The sequence below is a fragment of the Actinocorallia herbida genome, from assembly GCF_003751225.1.
In the GTDB taxonomy this organism is placed as follows: Bacteria; Actinomycetota; Actinomycetes; order Streptosporangiales; family Streptosporangiaceae; genus Actinocorallia; species Actinocorallia herbida.
Genome location: NZ_RJKE01000001.1, coordinates 4238228 through 4258163 on the forward strand (window position 1 = coordinate 4238228; position 19936 = coordinate 4258163).

Annotated in this window: 20 protein-coding genes and 1 pseudogene; 15 read left to right on the forward strand and 6 right to left on the reverse strand. The window is 71.9% G+C overall.

Going from position 1 to position 19936, the window contains the following annotated elements; translation table 11 throughout:
* Positions 1-11: 11 nt before the first annotated feature.
* Positions 12-848 carry an alpha/beta hydrolase gene (locus EDD29_RS19575; protein WP_123665799.1) on the forward strand — a complete coding sequence of 279 codons (837 nt, stop codon included), beginning with the start codon at positions 12-14 and terminating at the stop codon, positions 846-848.
* On the opposite strand, the gene EDD29_RS19580 is transcribed toward EDD29_RS19575, so the two are convergent.
* Entirely contained in the window at positions 845-1912 is a 1068-nt protein-coding gene (locus EDD29_RS19580) for a helix-turn-helix domain-containing protein (protein ID WP_170201470.1), read from the reverse strand. The genes EDD29_RS19575 and EDD29_RS19580 overlap by 4 nt on opposite strands.
* Positions 1913-1998: 86 nt before the next feature.
* Here EDD29_RS19580 and EDD29_RS44935 point away from each other — a divergent pair, with 86 nt between their 5' ends.
* Positions 1999-2493, forward strand: coding sequence for a hypothetical protein (locus EDD29_RS44935; protein ID WP_148086020.1), 495 nt, complete (start codon positions 1999-2001; stop codon positions 2491-2493).
* 122 nt (positions 2494-2615) lie between these two features.
* Here the strand turns inward: EDD29_RS44935 and EDD29_RS19590 are convergent, their stop codons facing one another.
* Entirely contained in the window at positions 2616-3206 is a 591-nt protein-coding gene (locus tag EDD29_RS19590; protein ID WP_123665802.1) for a helix-turn-helix domain-containing protein, read from the reverse strand.
* A gap of 193 nt (positions 3207-3399) precedes the next feature.
* On the opposite strand from EDD29_RS19590, the gene EDD29_RS19595 reads away from it, so the two are divergent.
* From EDD29_RS19595 to EDD29_RS19620, 6 genes are all read left to right on the forward strand, one after another.
* Positions 3400-4377, forward strand: coding sequence for an NAD(P)/FAD-dependent oxidoreductase (locus EDD29_RS19595; protein ID WP_123665803.1), 978 nt, complete (start codon positions 3400-3402; stop codon positions 4375-4377).
* A 697-nt stretch (positions 4378-5074) separates the two neighbouring features.
* On the forward strand, positions 5075-5536 hold the full coding sequence (locus tag EDD29_RS19600) for a pyridoxamine 5'-phosphate oxidase family protein (protein ID WP_123665804.1): 462 nt from the start codon (positions 5075-5077) through the stop codon (positions 5534-5536).
* Between the two features lie 126 nt (positions 5537-5662).
* Positions 5663-6013 (forward strand): YciI family protein, encoded by a 351-nt coding sequence (locus EDD29_RS19605; protein ID WP_123670574.1) that lies wholly within the window; start codon positions 5663-5665, stop codon positions 6011-6013.
* Between the two features lie 2 nt (positions 6014-6015).
* Positions 6016-7290, forward strand: a complete 1275-nt coding sequence (locus tag EDD29_RS19610; protein ID WP_123665805.1) for an RNA polymerase sigma factor — start codon at positions 6016-6018, stop codon at positions 7288-7290.
* A gap of 94 nt (positions 7291-7384) precedes the next feature.
* Positions 7385-9172, forward strand: a complete 1788-nt coding sequence (locus EDD29_RS19615; RefSeq protein ID WP_148086021.1) for a protein kinase family protein — start codon at positions 7385-7387, stop codon at positions 9170-9172.
* 95 nt (positions 9173-9267) lie between these two features.
* Positions 9268-10866, forward strand: a complete 1599-nt coding sequence (locus EDD29_RS19620) for an amidohydrolase family protein (protein ID WP_148086022.1) — start codon at positions 9268-9270, stop codon at positions 10864-10866.
* Positions 10867-10958: 92 nt separating this feature from the next.
* Here the strand turns inward: EDD29_RS19620 and EDD29_RS19625 are convergent, their stop codons facing one another.
* A complete protein-coding gene (locus EDD29_RS19625) occupies positions 10959-11297 on the reverse strand; it encodes a YrdB family protein (protein ID WP_123665808.1) in 339 nt (112 codons plus the stop codon).
* Positions 11298-11544: 247 nt separating this feature from the next.
* On the opposite strand from EDD29_RS19625, the gene EDD29_RS19630 reads away from it, so the two are divergent.
* From EDD29_RS19630 to EDD29_RS19640, 4 genes and pseudogenes are all read left to right on the forward strand, one after another.
* Positions 11545-12144: a hypothetical protein gene (locus EDD29_RS19630; protein ID WP_123665809.1), complete on the forward strand. Its 600-nt coding sequence runs from the start codon at positions 11545-11547 to the stop codon at positions 12142-12144.
* Between the two features lie 293 nt (positions 12145-12437).
* Complete coding sequence (locus EDD29_RS19635) at positions 12438-12728, forward strand: DUF4158 domain-containing protein (RefSeq protein WP_123665810.1); 291 nt, start codon at positions 12438-12440, stop codon at positions 12726-12728.
* 33 nt (positions 12729-12761) lie between these two features.
* A pseudogene (locus EDD29_RS48130) lies at positions 12762-12881 on the forward strand (Tn3 family transposase); the annotation flags it as partial.
* Positions 12882-12891: 10 nt separating this feature from the next.
* Positions 12892-13683, forward strand: coding sequence for a transposase (locus EDD29_RS19640; RefSeq protein ID WP_246052861.1), 792 nt, complete (start codon positions 12892-12894; stop codon positions 13681-13683).
* A gap of 84 nt (positions 13684-13767) precedes the next feature.
* Here the strand turns inward: EDD29_RS19640 and EDD29_RS19645 are convergent, their stop codons facing one another.
* Positions 13768-14193, reverse strand: coding sequence for a VOC family protein (locus EDD29_RS19645; protein ID WP_211360311.1), 426 nt, complete (start codon positions 14191-14193; stop codon positions 13768-13770).
* A 357-nt stretch (positions 14194-14550) separates the two neighbouring features.
* Positions 14551-15684 (reverse strand): coiled-coil domain-containing protein, encoded by a 1134-nt coding sequence (locus EDD29_RS19650; RefSeq protein WP_123665813.1) that lies wholly within the window; start codon positions 15682-15684, stop codon positions 14551-14553.
* Positions 15685-15854: 170 nt separating this feature from the next.
* On the opposite strand from EDD29_RS19650, the gene EDD29_RS19655 reads away from it, so the two are divergent.
* Both EDD29_RS19655 and EDD29_RS19660 read left to right on the forward strand, forming a co-directional pair.
* Complete coding sequence (locus tag EDD29_RS19655) at positions 15855-17003, forward strand: tyrosine-type recombinase/integrase (protein ID WP_123665814.1); 1149 nt, start codon at positions 15855-15857, stop codon at positions 17001-17003.
* A gap of 103 nt (positions 17004-17106) precedes the next feature.
* On the forward strand, positions 17107-17952 hold the full coding sequence (locus EDD29_RS19660) for a glycoside hydrolase family 16 protein (protein ID WP_123665815.1): 846 nt from the start codon (positions 17107-17109) through the stop codon (positions 17950-17952).
* Positions 17953-17971: 19 nt separating this feature from the next.
* Here EDD29_RS19660 and EDD29_RS19665 read toward each other — a convergent pair whose 3' ends face one another.
* The gene (locus EDD29_RS19665) at positions 17972-18883 is read right to left on the reverse strand and encodes a LysR family transcriptional regulator (protein WP_123665816.1); all 912 of its coding nucleotides are present in this window, start codon (positions 18881-18883) and stop codon (positions 17972-17974) included.
* A gap of 99 nt (positions 18884-18982) precedes the next feature.
* On the opposite strand from EDD29_RS19665, the gene EDD29_RS19670 reads away from it, so the two are divergent.
* Entirely contained in the window at positions 18983-19936 is a 954-nt protein-coding gene (locus EDD29_RS19670) for a DMT family transporter (protein WP_123665817.1), read from the forward strand.

Consider the following 19936-nt stretch of genomic DNA (forward strand, 5'->3'; position numbering starts at 1 on the left):
GAGAAGAACCCATGCTCACCGACCACGAACTCGTCGCCGTCGAACGCGCGAACACCTCGGGCCGCACTCCGGTGGTGTTCGTCCACGGCCTGTGGCTCCTGCCGTCCAGCTGGGACCGCTGGGCGACCCTGTTCGAGGACGCCGGCTACATCGCGCTGGCGCCGGGCTGGCCCGGTGATCCCGAGACCGTCGAAGAAGCCAACGCCCATCCTGAGGTGTTCGCAGGGAAGGGCGTCGCGGAGGTCTCCGATCACTTCGCCGAGGTGATCGGACGGCTGTCCCGCACACCGGTCGTGATCGGGCATTCCTTCGGCGGCCTCATCACCCAGATTCTCGCCGGGCGCGGCCTGTCGGCCGTCTCGGTCGCGATCGACCCCGCCCCCTTCCAGGGTGTCCTGCCGCTCCCGATCTCCTCCCTGCGCTCGGCCCGTCCGGTGCTGGGCAACCCCGCCAACTATCACCGCGCCGTCCCGCTCACCTTCGAGCAGTTCCGGTACGCCTTCGCCAACGCCGTCGCCGAGACCGAGGCCCGCGAGCTGTATGAAACGTTCGCCGTCCCGGCGCCGGGCGAGCCTTTGTTCCAGGCGGCGGCGGCGAATTTCAACCCCTGGTCGCAGACCAAGGTCGACACCGGCAACCCCGACCGCGGGCCGCTCCTGCTGATCTCGGGCGAAAAGGACCACACCGTGCCGTGGGCGCTCACCAACGCCGCCTACAAGAAGCAGTCCGGTAACGAGGCGGTCACCGAGATCGTCGAGATCCCCGGCCGTGGCCACGCCTTGACGATCGACTCGGGCTGGAAGGAGGTCGCCGAGACCGCGCTGCGGTTCGTCCAGCGGTTCCCCTAACGGGCCGGCGGAGTCATCCTCCCGGCCGCCGGCGTCCGGTGGCCGGGAAGCTTGTCGTTCCGCCAGTCGCGCGGGGACAGGCCGTAGGCGGTCTTGAAGACGCGGCTGAAGTGAGCGGCGCTGACGAACCCCGACCGGCGGGCGACCGCCTCGATGGTCAGCCGGTCTGCGCTCGGCGCGATCAGCAGCCGCCGGGCGTGGGCGAGCCGCTGGTCACGGATCCACGGGGCCAGATTGACCCCGGCGCCCGCCATCACCGCGTACAACCGCCGCAGCGAGATCCCGTGAGCGTGCGCGATCCGCGCCGGAGTCAGCCCATGATCGGTGAGATTCTCGCGGACGAACTCGAAGATCCGTGCCTCCAGCACCGCGCCCCAGGGCTGCGCCGAGGCGCGGTCGTCACCGAGCACGCTGGTGAGGGCCGCGCGCAGCAGGTCCAAGGTCGGCGGAGCCAGCAATTGAGCCTGCCTGACGGTCAGCCGTCCCTGAGCTTCGGCCAGCCGCCGCAGATGCCCGGCCGCCAGCTCCGCGACGGGATCCCCCGCACCGAGTCTGACCGCGGTGACCGCCGCGACCGCGTCCGGGCTCAATCCCAGATCCCGCTGCCGGATCCGGAAGTAGTGCAGATCGATGCCCCCGTCGTTGAGCAGCACGTAGGGCTGCTCGGTGTCGTAGACGGCCAGGTCTCCCGCATGCAGGATCGCCTGCCGGTCCCCCTGGATCACCGCGCTGGTGCCCGACCGCTGCAGGCTCACGAACACCGACGGTTCCAGATCATCGTTGACCAGCGCCGGCGTCCGCCGGATCGTCGTCGCGTTCGATCGGATCGTGCAGATGTTCACCCCCGCGACATCACCGATCCGCCCCCACGCCGCGATCCGCTCCGGATCCCGATGGTGATCGATCTCCACCCGCACCACCGACCCCCAGATCACCTCCCTGATCGCCTCCTCGCGATCAGAGGGAGCCACCTCCCGAGTGTCGAGGATGAAGGTCATCTCCGCTCCATGCACCGAGTGTAAATCGGCACGCCGCCAGTCATGTTTCTCCGCACGAACAGACACGACCCTCGCGCATACAGACATGAACAACGTCACCCGAGTCCCACACCGAGGAGAGCCGTTCCGCGCCACCGCCCGAGATGCCTCTGATGCTGCGAGGACCATGTGGGGCGGCAGCACCAAGCGGTACCCGAGGCGTTCACCACGATCCACGCCGCCTACGCCGCGGCCCCGCCGGACGGCGACACCGACGCGCCTACGACTCCCGCGTCCGAGCCCTCCTCGCCTGGCGCGACGCGAGCGGCCTGGACGGCAATCCGCTCACCGACTCCCACGACCGCGACCTCGCCGTCCGCGACCTCGCCGTCCGCGACTTCGCCGTGCGCGACTACAAGACCCAGATGAAGACCGTCCTCCACCGCGCCTCCGACTCCGTCGACGCCCACCTCACCGCGCTGGACCACTTCTTCACCGAGCTCGGGCTCGGTCCCGCGGTCGTCCGGCGGGACGACGCACCCGAGCTCGCGGCCCGTGCCCTGGACGCCCCGCCAGCCAGCAGAAGCGGTGTCTGCGCGCCGTCGAACGCCGTCCCCTGCTCGGCCCACCGCACCGGGCACCTTCAGGTCGTCGGCCAGCTCACCTGACAGCGACTCGGCCCCTGGGATCCGACGAAACGCGTCACCTCCCCGACGTGCCGCCGGTCGCTTCGTGGCGCGGGACCCCGCGTCGTCACATCCGCACCGCGGGTCTTCCGCGGCCGGGCGGGTCAGGAGCCGGGGCGGGACTTCGGCCTGGCCCGCAGGTGGGCGCGCTCACCCTGGCTGCCGAACAGGGACAGGAACTCGACGGGCTCGGCGTCGGCCGCGCCGAACCAGTGCGGAACCCGGGTGTCGAACTCGGCGGCCTCACCGGGGGACAGGATCAGGTCGTGCTCTCCCAGGACCACGCGCAGGCGGCCGTTCAGGACGTACAGCCACTCATAGCCCTCATGGGTCTGCGGATCGGGCTCGCGTCGCGGGCCCCCGGCGATCACCAGCTTGAAGGCCTGGATCCCGTCGGCGCGGCGGGTCAGCGGCAGCATCGTCATCCCGTACCGCGACACCGGCCGCAGATGGACGCGCGGATCACCCGTCGGCGGCGCGTCCACCAGCTCGTCCAGCGTGACCCCGTAGGCACGGGCGAGCGGAAACAGCAGCTCCAGCGTCGGCTTGCGGGCGCCGGACTCCAGCCGCGACAGCGTGCTGACCGAGATCCCGGTCGCCGCCGCCAGATCCGTGAGCGTCCGCTCCCGCTCCCGCCGCAACGACCGCAGCCGCGGCCCGACCGCCTCCAACGCCCGGTCCAGATCCTCGTCCACCCTCCCGAGCTTGCCACACCGGCGACGACCCCCGTCCGGTCCCGGCAGCGCGGCGGCGGGCACACCCCATCGACGTGCGGATACCGCGGCCGGACACCCGAGCCGCCGATCGTCCTTCGGTTTGCTGGAACGGCAAGGAAGCTTGCGGGTTCTGCCGGGTTGCCCGCAGGGTGGGGGAGTGGAGGTACACGACATGAACGACCAGATCAGCGCGTCCGACACCCTCGGCGCGGACTACGAAGCCGTCGTCATCGGCGGGGGAGCGGCCGGGCTCAGCGGAGGGCTGATGCTCGCCCGCGCCCGGCGCTCCGTCGCCGTCATCGACGCAGGTGAGCCCAGAAACGCGCCCGCCGAGGCGGTGCACGGCCTGTTCGCCCGAGACGGCGTGCCGCCCGCCGAGCTTCTCGCGCGGGGAAGGGCCGAGGTCCGGTCCTACGGAGGCCACGTGGCGTCCGGCGAGGTCGCCGCGATCACCGGTGCCTCGGGGGACTTCACCGTGGCGCTCGCCGACGGCCGGGCCGTCAAGGCGCGGCGCATCCTCGTCGCGACCGGACTCGTGGACGAACTGCCCGATATGCCCGGTTTGCTAGAGCAGTGGGGGAGAGGGGTCGTGCACTGTCCCTACTGCCACGGATGGGAGATCCGCGACGAGCCCATCGGCGTCCTCGGCGTCGGGCCCATGGCCGTCCACCAGGCACTGCTCTTCCGGCAGTGGACCGCGGACGTCACCCTGTTCACCCACACCGCGGCCCCGCCGACCCCCGAACAGGCCGAACAGCTCACCGCCCGCGGCATCGCGATCATCGACGGCGAAGTGACCGCGCTGGAAGCCGACGACGGAATCCTCACCGGAGTCCGCCTCGCCGACGGGACCGTCGTCAAGCGCGCGGCGGTCGCGGTCGGCGCCCCGATGCGGGCCCGCGCCGACTTCCTCGCCCCCCTCGGCCTGGCCCCGGACCCGCACCCGAGCGGCATGGGCGAGCAGATCACCGCCGACCCCACCGGCCGCACCGCGGTCCCCGGCGTCTTCGTCGCGGGCAACGTGTCCGATTTGTCGGCACAGGTCGGGGGAGCGGCCGCCGCGGCCGCCCTCGCCGCCGCCCACCTGAACGCCGACCTGATCACCGAGGAGACCGACCAGGCCGTCACCGCCCTCCGCGCCCGCACCTGACCCCGAAGCCGAAGGCCCCGGCCGGGGAGGTCTCCCCCATGGCCCGGTGCCGGGCCGCGTGCCCGCCGTGTCGAGGACCTGTCGCACGGTTCGGGCGCGGGGAAGGGAGATCGCCTTCCGCGATGTCGGGTTCTCCGTGTCCGGTGCCGTTCGGGACGGTGGTGATGGTTTCGGTCGAGATCTCCCGGCCGGGGAACCGGGGCCGTCGGGTGGGCGTTAGGAGAGGCGAGCCCTGCGGCCCTCAAGGAGCCGCGGGAGTCCGGGGCTCGTGCAGGTGGCAATGGCGGCACCGCACGGGTTCACCCGTCAGGCGGATCGGGACCCGGCGCAGAGCGGAGAACCGGATCGCGTCCTCCTTCCCGTGCCTGATCGACCGCTCGAACGGCGACGACCCTCATGGCCCTGACGCGCCGCCCAGCTCGTACCCGACTCCCCCGGGCCTTCACCCTTCCACCGCTCCCCCAACGATTCCCTGACCGCGCCGAACGGCGATGGCGGTCGTGGGGGTCCCTTCACGCGGCAGGCATATCACGGGACGGAAGACCTCCCCCGCGGCGGTCAGCCGTCATCCGGGCGCTCCTGGACGCCGTACCGACGCGCTGACCAGCGGATTCGCGGAACTGTCGGAGGCGGGCGGTACGGTCGTCGTCCACCCCGGCCGAGGCGACGGCCGGGCCCGGCCGCTCCGGAGGAACAGATGACACCGCCGCCCCGCACTCCGGACCGGCGCAAGGCCGACACCCTGGCCCGGCTGGAGAGCGACGTCGACGCCTGGATCGCCACGGCCGACCCCGAAGGCGGCTTTCCCTACCTGGTCCCGCTGTCCTTCCTCTGGGACGGGGCCACGCTGCTCCTGTCGACCCCTGCCGGGAGCCCCACCGCGCGGAACCTGCGCGCCACCGGACGCGTCCGAGCAGGCATCGGCCCGACCCGCGACGTCGTCCTCATCGAGGGCACCGTGGAGACCCTTGGACCTGGGGATCTCACCGAGGCGCTCGGGGACGCCTTCGCGGCCAAGACCGGGTTCGATCCACGGACCCTCACCAGCCCCTACGCGTACTTCCGGGTGCGGCCACGGCTCGTCCAGGCCTGGCGCGAGGCCGACGAACTCACCGGCCGCGACCTCATGCGCGACGGCCGCTGGACCGTCGGCGGCTGAACGCGCCGCCGTCCCCGGCCTTGGCGGAAGTTTTACCGGAGAGGCCGTCGATAGGGCGTGATCCCGTTCGTCGTCATGACGTGCGGCGCCCGCCGCGCAGCCGAGCACCATCGATGGGAGCCCGACATGAAGTACCTGCTGCTGATCCACGCGGGAGCGGCCGACGAGAGCGGAGCGGCCGAGGGCTGCACGCCAGACGACTGGATGGCCTACGACAAGCAGGTCCGCGACGCGGGAATCCTCGTCGCCGGCGAGTCCCTGGCCGACCTGGTGACCGCCACGATGGTCCGGGTCGGCCCGGACGGGGAGCGGACCGTCACCGACGGGCCGTTCGCCGAAACCCGGGAGCTCATCGGCGGCTTCTACGTGATCGACGTGCCCGACCTGGACGTCGCGCTGGAGTGGGCGGCCCGCTGCCCGGGCTCCCGCGGCGGCGGCGCGATCGTGGTCCGGCCGATCGCCGACTTCGGGGCCTGACCGTGCCGGACGAGGGCACCGGCGAGGAGTCCCGGGCGAACGCCTCGGTGGAGCACGTGTTCCGGGAGGAGCGCGGACGGCTCCTCGCCGCCCTCGTCCGCAGGTTCGGCGACCTCGACCTCGCCGAGGACGTCACCTCCGAGGCGATCGAGGCGGCGCTCGCGCGCTGGCCGATCGACGGTGTCCCGGAACGGCCCGGCGCCTGGCTGCTGACCACGGCCCGGCGCCGCGCCGTCGACCGGCTGCGCCGCGACCAGGCGTACGCGGCCCGGCTGGCGATCCTCCAGGCCGAAGCCGAACGGGAGGGCGAGGCGGCCCCGGCCGAGGACGGCGGCCTGCCGGATGAACGGCTCGCCCTGTTCTTCACCTGCGCCCACCCGGCGCTGGCGGCCGAGGACCGCGGCGCGCTGACCCTGCGCTGCCTGGCCGGGCTCACCACGCCGGAGGTCGCCCGCGCGTTCCTCACGCCGACCGCGACCATGGCCCAGCGGATCGTCCGCGCGAAGAAGAAGATCAGCCGGGCCCGCATCCCGTTCCGCGTCCCGGCCTCCGACGAGCTGCCCGCCCGGCTTCCCGGCGTCCTCCAGGTGCTCTACTCGCTGTTCACCGAGGGGTACGTGGCGAGCTCCGGCCCGCACCTGCAACGCGCCGACCTCGCCGAGGAGGCGATCCGGCTGGCCCGTATCCTGCACCGGCTGCTGCCCGGCGAACGCGAGACCGCGGGCCTGCTGGCGCTCATGCTCCTCGTGCACGCCCGCCGTGCCGCCCGCACCGGCCCCGACGGCGCCCTCGTCCTGCTCGCCGACCAGGACCGCGCCCTCTGGGACCGGCCGATGATCGACGAGGGCGCCGCCCTCACCGTCCAGGCCCTGACGGGCGGCCCACCCGGCCCCTACGGCGTCCAGGCCGCCATCGCAGCCCTCCACGATGAGGCGGCCGACGCCGACGCGACCGACTGGTCCCAGATCGTCGCCCTGTACGACGTCCTCCTCGCCGTCACCCCGTCCCCCGTCATCGCCCTGAACCGCGCCGTCGCGGTGGCGATGCGCGACGGCCCCCAAGCCGGCCTCGATCTCCTCGACGCCCTCGCAGACGACCCCCGTCTGCGCCGCCACCACCCGTTCTTCGTCGCCAGGGCGGAACTCCTCACCCGCCTCGACCGCGTCCCCGAAGCCGTCACGGCCTACCGCCAGGCCCTCGACCTCGCCGGCACCGCCCCCGACCGCGCCCACCTGCTCCGCAAGATCGACGCCCTCACCCGGCCCGGCCCACCCTGAACCCGGGAAAGAACAGACGGGGAATCACCGCTCCCTGATCACAATTGTCGATCTTGACTTCTCACGGTGGTCCTCGGGGTGGTTGTCTGCCTGCGTGACACAGAGGACAGGCGGGTTCGTGGCGGGCCGCTACCGCATGCTCGAATCCATCGACGCCGGGACGGTGTGGACGGCACACGACGAACGGGTCGGCCGGCACGTGTCCCTCGCCTGGCTCGCCCGGCCGCGCGACGCCGACCCCGAGGCATGGGCCGCCGCCGCGGCCAGGGCCGCGGACCGGATCGCGGCCCTCCGCCACCCGGGCATCGCCGCGGTCCACGCGCTCGTCGCCGAGGTGGACGGCGGGTGGACCGTCACCGACCACGTCACCGGTCGCACCCTCGCCAGGACCGTCACCGAAGACGGCGTCATGACCCTCGAGGACGCGGCCCGGGTCGGAGCCCGGATCGCCGACGCGCTCGCCGTCGTGCACGCCGCCGGCCTCGCCCACGGTGGCCTGACACCCGGCCGCGTCCTGCTGGCGGAGCAGGGCACCGTCCTGATCGGCTTCGGCGGTGGCCACACCGCCACGGCCGTCGACGACCTGTGGTCGCTCGGCGTGCTCCTGGCCTTCGCGGTCTCGGGCGAACCCCGCCCCACCTCCCGCACCGGACCGCTCGGCCCGCTCATCGCCGCCCTCACCGACCCGGACCCGGCCCGGCGTCCGCCCGCGGCGCGGATCGCGGCGGCCCTGCGCCGGTACCTGCCCCCGGTGACGGCCTCGGGATGGGCCCCGCCCGCCGGGCCGTCGGCCTCCGCCGTGGTCCCCGTACCCCACGTCGCGCCCGCCCCGCCGCCGCCCCTGACCGGCTTCGTACCTGTTCCGGCCGCGCCGCTCGCCCGCCCGGTGCTCCGGCGGCGGCTGCTGATCGGCGCGGGCGCGCTGGTCGTCGTCGCGGGGGGCGGCATTCTGGCGAGCAAGGTCCTGTCCACGGCGGTGCCGATCGCCAAGGGGATCGACACCGCGATGATCCGGCCCCGCGTCGTGATGAAGGCGAACGGGGCCGGCGTCCGGGCACTCGCCTACTCACCCGACGGCTCCCTCCTGGCGGTCGCCGACGAGAACGGCGCCATCAGGGTCTGGGACATGCCCGCCGGCATCCTGGTCCGCACCATCGAGGACGGGTACGCCGGGAGCCTTCACTTCGGGCCCGGCGCGGCGCTCCTGTCCGGACCCGCGGTCTGGGATCCGCGGACCGGCGAGACCCTGCACCGCTTCCCCGACGTCTTGGGCAGCGAGTGCACGACGGCGTTCAGTCCCGACGGCCGCACCATCGCGACGGTCGACGGCAAGGGCCTCCTGGTGTTCCTCGACATCTCCACCGGCCGGACCTCCGACCGGGTGCCGACCGGTCACGGCGGGTCCGCCTCGGCGGTCACCTACAGCCCCGACGGATCCGTTCTCGCGACCTGCGGCCAGGACGGGTCGGCGTCGCTGTGGGATCCCGCCTCCGGCGACCGGCTCGGTGAACCTCTCACCGGCCACGCGGGGGGCGTCACCTGCGGGGCGTTCAGCCCCGACGGGAGGACGCTGGCCACCGGTAGCGCCGACCGCACCGTACGCCTGTGGGACACGGCCACCGGCAGGTCGCTCGGCGACCCGTTCGTGACGGAGTGGAAGGGCGTGGTCTTCGACGTCGCCTTCGACGCGGAGGGTGAGAAGGTCGCTTCGGTCGGCCAAGAACCGTCGGTCACCCTCTGGGACGTGCACGGACTCCTGCGTTCCACCGGAAGCCCGCTGCTGGGCCACGACGGCGTCATCATGTCCGTCGCCTTCCACCCTCGCGAACAGATCGCGGTCGCGGGGGGACTGGACGGTTCCGTCCTGCTCTGGGAGCTGTGAAGCCGCCCCGGGGCGGGTGACCGTTTCCGGTCCTGCCGACGGGCCCGGCGAGATGGGGTCCCCTCCGGCACGATAAGGCGAATTACTCTCACGTTATGTGGAGGACATCGCGTTTTTTCGCCGGGTTCGCCGCCTTCCTCGTGTGCTGGGGATCGGTGGCGGAACCCGGGCGCGCCGAGGCCCGGGAACCCGCCGCGGTCCTCGAGGTCGCGGCGGACGGACCCGTACGGGGCCTACTGGACGCGCACACGCACGTCGAAGGCCACGAGAACATGGGCGGCCGGATCATCTGCGGCAAGCCCTTCGATCCCGACGGGATCGAGGAGGCCCTGCGGGACTGCCCCGACCACGGACCGAACGGCGAATACGCCGTCATCGAGAACTTCTTCATGAACGGCACCCCCACCGGCACCCACGCCACCGACGGCTACCCGACCTTCGGCTACTGGCCCGCCCACAACTCCCAAACCCACCAGATGGTCTACCACGAGTGGCTGGAGCGGGCCTGGCGCGGCGGCCTGCGCATCCTCGTGGACCAGCTCGTCGCCAACCGGATCCTGTGCGACGTCTACCCGCTCAAGCTCAACAGCTGCGACGAGATGGACACCGTCCGCCTCGAAATGCGGCGCGCCCGCGAGATGCAGTCCTACATCGACGACCTGAACGGCGGACCCGGCAAGGGCTGGTTCCGGCTCGTCACCTCACCGGAACAGGCCCGCCAGGTCATCGCCCAGGGCAGGCTCGCCGTCGTCACCGGCATGGAGACGTCGGAGCCGTTCGGCTGCGGCAAGTTCCTCGGTGTCCCCAAGTGCACCAAGGCGCAGATCGACCGCGGCCTCGACGAGGTCAAGGCCCTGGGCGTGTCCAGCATGTTCATCTGCCACAAGTTCGACAACGCGCTGTGCGGCGTCCGATTCGACGGCGGCACCGCGGGCCTCCTCGTCAACGCCGGGAACTTCCTCAGCACCGGACGGTTCTGGCAGGTCGAGCCCTGCACCGGCCCCCCGGACAACACCCTCATGTCGCTGCGGTCCCTGCCCCCGCCGCTCGGCGAGTGGCTCGACGTCCCCCTCGCGGTCCTGCCCAACTATCCGGCCGGCCCCCACTGCAACAAGAACGGCCTCACCGCTCTCGGCGAGTACACCATCCGCGGCATGGCGAAACGCGGCATGATCGTCGAGATCGACCATATGAGTGCCAAAGCCGCAGGCCAGACCCTCACCCTCCTGGAGAAGATCGGCTACAGCGGCGTCATGTCCTCCCACAACTGGACGGATCGGTCCTTCCTGCCGCGCCTCTACCGGCTCGGCGGCATGGCCACCCAGATCCAGCCCCGCCCCGACAGCGCCGTCGCCTACTGGCGCACCCTGAAGGCCGCCTCCGATCCCGGACACCTGTTCGGCTACGGCGTCGGCCTGGACGCCAACGGCTTCGCCAGCCTGCCCGGCCCCCGCACCGGCAGCCAGGTCGCCTACCCCTTCACCTCGCCGTTCGACCCGTCCATCACCTTCGACCGGCTCACCACCGGTCGGCGCACCTGGGACTACAACACCGAGGGCGTCGCCAACTACGGCCTCGTCCCGGACTGGCTCGAAGACCTCCGCCAGACCGCCCCGCCCGAGATGCTCACCGACCTCGCCAACGGCCCCGAGGCCTACCTCCAGATGTGGACCCGCGCGCGCACCGGCCGCTGACCCGTCTCCGCGACGAATGCCCCGGTCCGGGGGCAGCACCCGCACCCCCGGACCGGGCCTCGCGCCCGGGACGACCGTGGCGGCCGTCCGGATCAGCGGCCCGTCGTGGCCACCGCGATGTTGGCCACGACGATCACCGCGAAGACCGCGGCGGTCGTGGGGTTCCAGACCGCGTCCGCGGCGAGTGCGGCGGCCAGGAAGAAGACCGCTTTGACGGCGAGGACCCCGGCCGCCGGGATCTTGAAGGTGGCCCGCGGCGCGGCGAACAACCCCCAGATGACGGCCCCGGCCAGCGGCGCACCCACGCCGAGCAGGGCCCGGAGGGCGAACCCGCCGTCGCGGGTGAACCCCCACCAGCCCAGTGCCACCAGCGCGGCGATCTCCAGCACGAAGGCCAGTGCCTCGTTGGCGTAGAACAACCTGCGACCCATCGTCCACCCCTCGTCCGCCCGTTGCAGGACCGTTCCATGACAACACCGACGATCATCCAGGAACCATGTGTTTCTGCGACATGGATCGCCGTAGGTCGAGTATCGGGATGGGTGGGGCAGTACGGGGCGGGCAAACGCGAAACAGTGTCATCTTCCGGTCAGAGATGAAGAACGTTCAGATATTGACCGGGCTGTCATGATTTCTTACGTTCACGTTGGCATCCCCACCCCGACCAAGGAGCCACTCATGAACACCCTTCGCAAGGCCGTCGTCATCGGCGCGGCGTCCATCGCCGCGGTGGCGCTGGCGGCGCCCGCGTACGCGGCGACCCCGGTCAAGAAGGCGGGCACCAGCACCACCTACTCCGGCAACGTCCAGGGCGCCCTGTCCGGCACCGCCTCGGTCACCACCACCCTCGGCGGCGGCACCTGCAACGCCTCGACCCTGCTCGGCACCGTCACCTCCGGCGGCGCGCTGACCATCAACACCGCGTCCTTCACCGACTGCGGCGACACCACGGTCACCGCGCAGAGCCTCCCCTGGACGGGCGGCTCGTTCGACAACACCACTGCGGTCGTCGGCGGCCGCGAGGGCACCGTCACCATCGGCGGCTTCCGCGTCCGCGCCGTCGTCAGTGTCTTCAGCATCACCTGCATCTACGCGGGCACCGTCACGGCCGACGGCAACAACAACGCCAACCTCGACGTCACCATCAACCAGTCCCTCGCCAAGCAGTCCGGCAGCAGCTTCCTGTGCCCCGGCACCGCCAACGTCACCGCCGCCTACACCATCCGCGGCGAGACCACCGCCAACTCCGGCACCTTCGACCAGGCCCTCGCCCTCTAGCCCCCGCGTGACCGCCCGGCCCTAGCCGCCGGCCCACGCCCGCGACTCGCCGGCCCCGCGCACCGCCGAGCCGCCCCCGACCGAGGAGTCCCGCTCCGCCGGCGCGACAGAGCGGGACTCCTCCACCGCACGTCGGAGACGACGCCCGCCGGTGAGGGGGTCCCCGTAGCAAACGGCGGAAATCCAACGGATATGTCTCTGAACTGCGGTTATTTGGGTTCCGGGGACGGTTGTTGATCTCCTTGGCTACGTTTCGTCATGGTTCGTGTGTTCTGTGACGTGCGAGGTGGTTGATGTCGGCTCGGTTCCTGTCGGATGAGCAGTTGGAGCGTCTGCGGTCGTTCCCGGACATCGGGCGTGAGGAGCTGACGAAGTACTTCACGTTGACGCCGCGCGAGCATGGGTTCCTGGACGCGCCGGGCCGGGGGCCGGAGGCCAGGTTGGGGTTGGCCGTGCAGTTGTGCACGTTGCCCTGGCTCGGTTACATCCCTGACGATCTTCTGGAGATCCCGCAAGCTGCGCTGCTGCGTCTGGCGAACCAGCGTCTCCTACGAGACACCCTCGCCTGGACCCAGGAGTGGTAAGTGCGCGAGGAGACGCTCCGCGAGGCCAACACCGTGCTGGTCAACCACCACTACCAGCTGGAGCTGGCCGGGAAGTTCAGCGGCGGCACCATGTCCTCCTCCGACGGCCAGCGCTTCCCCGTCCGCGGCAAGAGCCTCACGGGCCGGGACATGAACATCCACGGTGGACGCGTTCTATCGACCTACACCCACGTGTCCGACCAGTCGGTCGACTTACGGCACCAAGCAGATCGTCCCCACCACCCGCGAGGCCAACTGCACCCTGGACGAGCTGCTCGGCAACGAGACAGACTTGCCGATCCACGAGCACGCCACCGACACCCACGGCGCCACCTTGGTGAACTTCGGGCTGTTCGACCTCGTCGGCAAGTCGCTCACCCCGAGAATCCGCGACCTGGGAAAGATCACCATGCTGCGGGTCGACGACCCGAACACCACCAACACCCTCTACCCGCACACCGGGCCGCTGCTGGCCGACCGGTGGAACGAGGACCTGATCGCCGGCACCTGGGACGACATGCTGCGGATGGTGGTCGTAGCGTTGGCAGCCGCGTGGTGGCGGCTGCCGGGGGTCGTGCACCGGGTCCAGCGCGATGCCGGCCAGCCAGGCCCGGTCGGTTCCGGCGTGCGGCAGGACCTCCCGCAGGGCTCCGGTCGGCTCGCAGCCGATCAGGGTGAAGTGCTCCGGAGCCGGGGCGGCTCGGGAGCGACGAACAAGCCGTCGATCTCGGCGCACAGCGCCAAGCGCAGATCCCACCGCGCACCGGGGCGAGCGTCAACGCGTGTACTTCATGACAGCTTCGTTACCGACACCCCGAAGTCCGAACGCCGCGCGCAGGACGACGCCGCCTCGCCCGTCAGACGAGGTCGGGCTTCGCGGCGGCGACGCGGATGGCCGTTTCGTCAGCCCGGAAGGCTCCCTCGTTCTCTGCACGGCCGATGGTCCACAGGTTGAGGCGAGTGGCGGCGGCGCGTTCATCGGCACGGCTCCGCGTCGCCGGGGTTTCGGTACCGGCGCCGGGCGGAACGTGGCAAGGGGTCAGTTGAGCTGTTCGGCTAGGGCGACGATGATGCCTTCGGGGCCGCGGACGTAGCAGAGCCGGTAGCTGTTCTCGAATCGGGCCAGTTCGCCGACGAGTTCGGCGCCGTGGGTGCGCAGGCGGGCCACGACGTCCTCGATGTCGTCGACGGCGAACATGACGCGATGCATGCCCAGGGTGTTGTGCGGCGGGTTGTGCGGTCCGGAGCTGATCGCCGCGGGGTTGTGGTACTTCGCCAGTTCGAGTCGGCTGTGGCCGTCCGGGGTCCGCATCATCGCGATGTCGCAGCGGACTCCGTCGAGTCCGACGGTCTGGTCCGCCCAGATGCCCTCGATCTGCGCCTTGCCCTCCAGCTCCATGCCGAGTTCACCGAAGAACGCGACCGCGGCCTCGAGATCGTCGACGACGATGCCGACGTTGTCCATCCGTAGAATCGCCATGAGAGTGCTCCTTCTCCGTCGCGCGGCCTGCCGTGGCCGCTGCTGTACCCAGGAGGGGTGCAGCCCACAGAAGCCCAAACCCCTAATGGCGCGATCCTAAGGTGTTGAGCGGCGCTTTGAGCTGGGGTTGAAGGTCCCGAGATCGCGGTTGATCGCCGCGTCGCCGAACAGCAGAGATCGGTTCCCGTTAGCGGAGGTCGACGGTGATTCCGGTGTGCCAGAGGTCCCGGATCTCCCGCGCACCGTTGGGGAGGGGGTCGTCGGCCGAGTCGCGTTCGTGAGCAGGATGCCCATCGGCTGACGGGTAGGGCGCGGTGAACCGTGCCCTACCCGTCGACTGGGTCAGGCCGGTGGCTTGGAGGGGTCGGCCGCGGTGGGCGGGGTGTGGCGGGCTTCGGCGCGGGCGGCGCGTTCGCGCTGGGTGGAGGCCTCGGCGCGGGCCGCGGCGAGGTCTTCTTCCAGGCGGGTGCGCAGGGCCTGGTCGGCGGCGGAGCGGGCGTGGGCCGCGGCGAGGTCGCGGCGGGCCTGGTCCGCTTCGGCGCGGGCGGCGGAGACCTGCGCGCCGGACTCTTCGAGGGCGCGGGCGTCCCGCAGGCGGGCTTGGTCGGCGTCGCGCCGCGCCGCCTGCGTCGCCTGGTCGGCGGCGTCGGCGCGGGCCTGCTGGGCGGCGGCCTGTCCTTGCGCGGACGCCAAGGCTTCGCGGGACGCCGCGAGATCGTCGCGGGTTCGCCGGAGGTCGTCGCGGAGCCCGGCGGCCTCCGCGCTCTGGGCGTCGAGGCGGGCGGTGAGCGCGGCGGCCTGGGCGCGGTGCCGGTCGGCTTCGTGGTCGTGGGCCTGACGAGCCTGGACGAGGTCGGCGGTGGCGTTGTCGCGCGCCTGCTCGGCGGCGGTGAGCGCGGTCTCCGCGGTGGTGCGGGCCTGCTGGTGGGCGGCGACACGGTCGGCCGCCTCGGCGCGGACGCGCTCCGCGTCGGTGAGCGCGGCGGCCGCGCGGCGCTCCGCGGTGTGCTTGGCGGTCCGGTCGGCGTGCGCCTCCTCTCCTGCGCGCTGGGCCCTGGCCTCCGCGGCGTCGGCCCGCGCCTCGGCGTCGGCGACGGCCTGACGCGCGGAGCGGGTCTCGGCCTCGGCGCGCTCCACCCGGGCCAGCGCGCCGGTCTGCGCCTGGCCGAGCAGATCCGTCACCTGGCCGAGCTGTGCCTGTAGCGCGGCGATGGCGGCGGGGACGTGCTGGGCCAAGGCCTCGGCGTGCTTGAGCGGTTCGTCGACGAGGGCGGCATCGGCGGCGCGGCGTTCCCGGCTCGCCTGGTCGGCGTGCGCCTTGCTGCAGTATTTCGGCGGCCTTCCGCGTCCGGCTGGCGGCAGCGGAAGCTCACACCCGTCAAGCCCGCACACTCCGCGAGGCGGGGGGACGGGGACGCCGTCCGGCCCCTGTGCTGCGGTGACCTGCGGTTCTGCGGTGGTGGTCTCTTCGGTCATGACCAAGATCCTACATTTACGCGTGCAGCTCGCGCGTAACCATTAACGCGTGTCGCGATACGCGTAAGTGTTTCCGCGTGGCGACTTCACATAATCTCAATTATGTGAGACGCTTATGATCTTGAAACCGGGTCAGAACGACCCTGGGCACGAGCGAGGAGCACACCCGCGTGAGCGAAAAAGACGCCCTGGTCCCGTCCGCGGTCTTCAGCCCGGCGAGCGGGGTGCGCCCCCCGCAGACGATCCGGCTCGACGACGGCCGTGAGATCACCGCGCCCGCGCCGATGGTCGAGAGCGTCGGCGCGATCGCCGGACTGTCACCCCGCAGGGCGCGCGGTGACGGAGGGGAGGTGCCAGGCGCGGACGTGGATCTGATCGACGCCCTGCCGCGGGATCTCGCCTGGCCGACCGTCGCCGCCTGGCTCACCGCGGCCAAATCGGTGCAGACCCGACGGGCGCGGTTGCAGGACGTCGCCGCGTTCCTGCGCTGGCTCGACGCGCACGCAGCGGGTATCGGACTGCTCGCGGTGAGCGAGGACACGATCGTCGGCTACCGGGAGACCATCGCCACCGGGCGGGCGCGCGCGGGCGTCCGCGACGTGGGCAAGCCGCTGAGCGCGGCGAGCGTGGCCCGGCGGCTGTCGACGCTGTCGTCCTTCTACCGGTACGCGATGCGCCGCGCCGGGCTGCGCGCCAACCCCGCCGACCCCGGGTTCGTGGAACGCCCCATCGTGTCGGGAGAAGGCCGCACCCCGATGCGCACGAAGGAAGAAGCACAGGGCCTGACCTCCGCGGCCGCCTCCGACGACTTCCTGGTGCGCTATCCGGCAGACGCCGTCTGCGTCACGCTGCTGTTCATGACGGGCATGCGCGTCGGCGAGGTCACCGCCCTGACCGTCGGCCAGCTCCAGGACGACGCGGGCCACCGCGTCCTGGTCTTCGCCCGCAAAGGCGGCAAGACGGCGCGCGTGCCCATCCCGCCCGCTCTCGCCGTCCTGCTGCTCCCCCTCATCTCCGGCCGCCCGTCCTACGAGCCGATCCTGCGCACCGACGACGGCCGCCCCTGGGACCGGTGGCGCGCCTACACCGCCCTGCGCCGCGCGGCCACCGCCGCGGGCGTCAGCTCCCACGGCCTCACCCCGCACACCGCCCGCGCCACCTTCGCCAGCCTCCTGCGCGAAGCCGGCGTCCCCCGCGAGAAGGTCCAGGAGGCCATGGGCCACGCCTCCTCCACCACCACCCAGCGCTACGAGCGCGGCACCGCCACCCTCGCCTCCCACGCCGCCTACGACATGGAACGCCTCCTCGACGACCACTGAGCCGTCCGACCACTGCCGATACCGCCGGTAGGGGTGGGCGCGGAGTGGGGAATGGTCCTATTCTTCCCAGGTCGGGGACGGGCGAGGCGGGGAGGGCGGGGCGATGAGGAATCAAGTGCAACGGGTCGTGGTGGCGGCGGGGGTGGCGGTCGCCGCGGTGGGCGGGACGGCCGTGGTCGTGCGGGGGGACGTTCCCGGCATCGCGCTGCCCGCGGCGGTACTGGGCGGCGAGCGCGGGGTGCGACTGGTGTGGAGCGACGAGTTCACGGGGAAGGCCGGGGCGAAGCCTGCCGCGTCGCGGTGGATCATCGAGACGGGGACGCCCGACACGGGGGAACTCGAGTACAACTCGCGTGACAACGTGGGGCTCGACGGCAAGGGGAACCTGGTCATCACGGCGCGGAAGAAGGCGTCGCACGGCAAGAAGTACACGTCGGCGCGGATCACCACCGAGGGCAAGTTCAGCACGACGCACGGGCGGATCACCGCGCGCGTCAAGAGCCCCGACGGCAAGGGGCTGTGGCCCGCCTTCTGGATGCTGGGCGCGGACTACCTGAGCAACCCCTGGCCGGACTGCGGCGAGATCGACATCATGGAGCGCCGCGGCGACCACAAGCGCCGCGCGCACGCCACGATCCACGGCCCCGGCTACTCCGGCGTCGGCCTCACCAAGCAGTACAAGCTGCAGCCGGACAAGAAGTCCTTCAGCAAGGCCTTCCACACCTTCACGATCGACTGGACGGCGCAGAGCATCGTGTGGAAGGTCGACGGGGTCCGCGTGCACACCGTCAAGCGCTCCGCGGTGCCGGGCGAGTGGGTGTTCGACGATCCGTTCTTCCTCGTGCTGAACCTCGCCGTCGGCGGCCCGTTCCCGGGCAGCCCGAACACCAAGACGCCGTTCCCGGCCAAGATGCTGGTCGACTACGTCCGCGTCTACCAGTTCACCTGATCGGCGGCCGCGCCCGGGGTCAGGGCGCGGCGGCGGGGACGGGCGGCGGGAGCGCGGGCGCCGCGGGGCGGCCGACGGGGTGGGCGGGGAGCGCGTCGAGGAAGGCGCAGGCGGCGGGGGTGGGATCGGCGTCGGCGGGGGCGGCGACCAAGAGGGTGCGCGGGACGGCGGGACGCAGGGGGACCGCCCTGATCCCGTCGAAGGACTCCGGCAGGGACAGGGACGGGACGACGCTGACGCCGAGGTCCTCGCGGACCATGGCCAGCAGGGTGTCCATCCGCTGGACCCGGCGCGCGGGCGTGAACTCCAGGCCGAGATCGCGGTAGAGGGCGCTGATGAGGGGCTCGCAACCCGCCCCCGACAGCAGGAGCGGGTCGTCGGCAAGGTCGGCCAGCGCGATGCCGCATTCGGCGGCGAGCGGGTGCGCCGAGGGCAGCACCGCGAGGAACTCGTCGGCTGCCAGCGGTACGGTGCGCAGGTCGGGGCGCGGGCCGGAGACCACACCGAGGTCGATGACGCGGGTGCGGATCCACTCGTCCACTTCGGCGTCGTTGCCCTCCAGCAGGACCACCTCGACGGCCGGGTGCAGTCTGCGGAACGCGCGCACGACCCCGGGCAGGACCCGGAAGGCGCTGGGGAACGCGCCGATCCGCACCCGCCCGTCGAGCAGCCCGGACGCGGCGGCCGCCTCCTCGGCGAAGCGTTCGACGTGGTGGAGCGCCGCGCTGACATGGGGCAGCAGCCGCCGGCCGACGTCGGTGAGGCAGCACCCGGACCGCTCCCGCACGACGAGCCGCATCCCGAGCTCGTTCTCCAGGGACGTGAGCGCGTGGCTCACCGCGGACTGCGTGACGCCCAGCAGATCGGCCGCGCCGGTCACGCTGCCGGCCTCGTGCACGGCGCGCAGGGCGCGGAGTTGCGCGAGATTCATGAGCCTTCCGCATCCTCAGCATGAATTGCTTTTGTTTGCCGCGAACAATCGTAGTGGCATATCAAAGGACCGTTCCGCCGTCGCTTCCCGGGGAGTTCCATGGCCGTCATCGACTTTGTGTACCTTCTCGCCGTGGGCGCGCTGTGGGGCGCGTCCTTCCTGTTCATGCGGGAGGCCGCGCCGGTGCTCGGCCCGGTGAGCATGACCGAGGCGCGGGTGCTGCTGGCCGGGCTGGCCTTGCTCGCGGTCGGCCTGCTGCTGCGGAAAGTGCCCGATATCCGGCGGGATCTGGGCGGCTTCCTCATCCTCGGCGCATTGATGGCCGCCTTTCCGTTCACCTTGATCGGCGTCGCGGAACTGGAGATCACCGCGTCTCTCGCGGCGATTCTCAACGCCACGACGCCGCTGTTCGCGCTCGCGGTGACCGCGGTGCGCCGACGCGTCCGCCCGTCGGGTCCGCAGATCGCCGGGGTGCTGCTGGGGGTCGCGGGGGTCGCGGTGCTGGTGGGCCTGGGGCCCCTGCACATCGACGGCATGATGCTCCTCGCGGTCGGCGCCAGTCTGCTGGCCGCGCTGTTCTACGCGCTCGGCGGCGTCTACACCAAGATCAGGTTTCCTGATACCCATCCTCTGGTCACGGCAACCGGGCAGAATCTCGCCGCGGCGGCCATACTCCTGGTACCTTCCCTGGCGCTGCCGCCCCGGGAGACGCCGAGCGGCGGCATCGTCCTGTCCGTCGTGACCCTGGCCCTGGCCTCCACCGCGCTCGGGTTCTTCCTGTTCTTCCGGCTGGTGACCCGGATGGGCCCGACCGGCGCCCTGTCCGTCACGTTCCTCGTGCCGCTGTTCGGGCTGCTGTGGGGCACCGCGTTCCTCGGCGAGCCGCTCAGCTGGAGCATGCCGTTCGGGATGGCGATGGTGCTGGCCGCGGTGTTCCTGGTCACCGACCGGCGGCCGACGCCCTCGCCGCCGGTCCCGGCGCCCGGACCCGTCCCGGCTCCGGCGGAGGCCCCGGCCGCCGCCGTCCCCGACGGCGACCACGGCAAGCCCTGA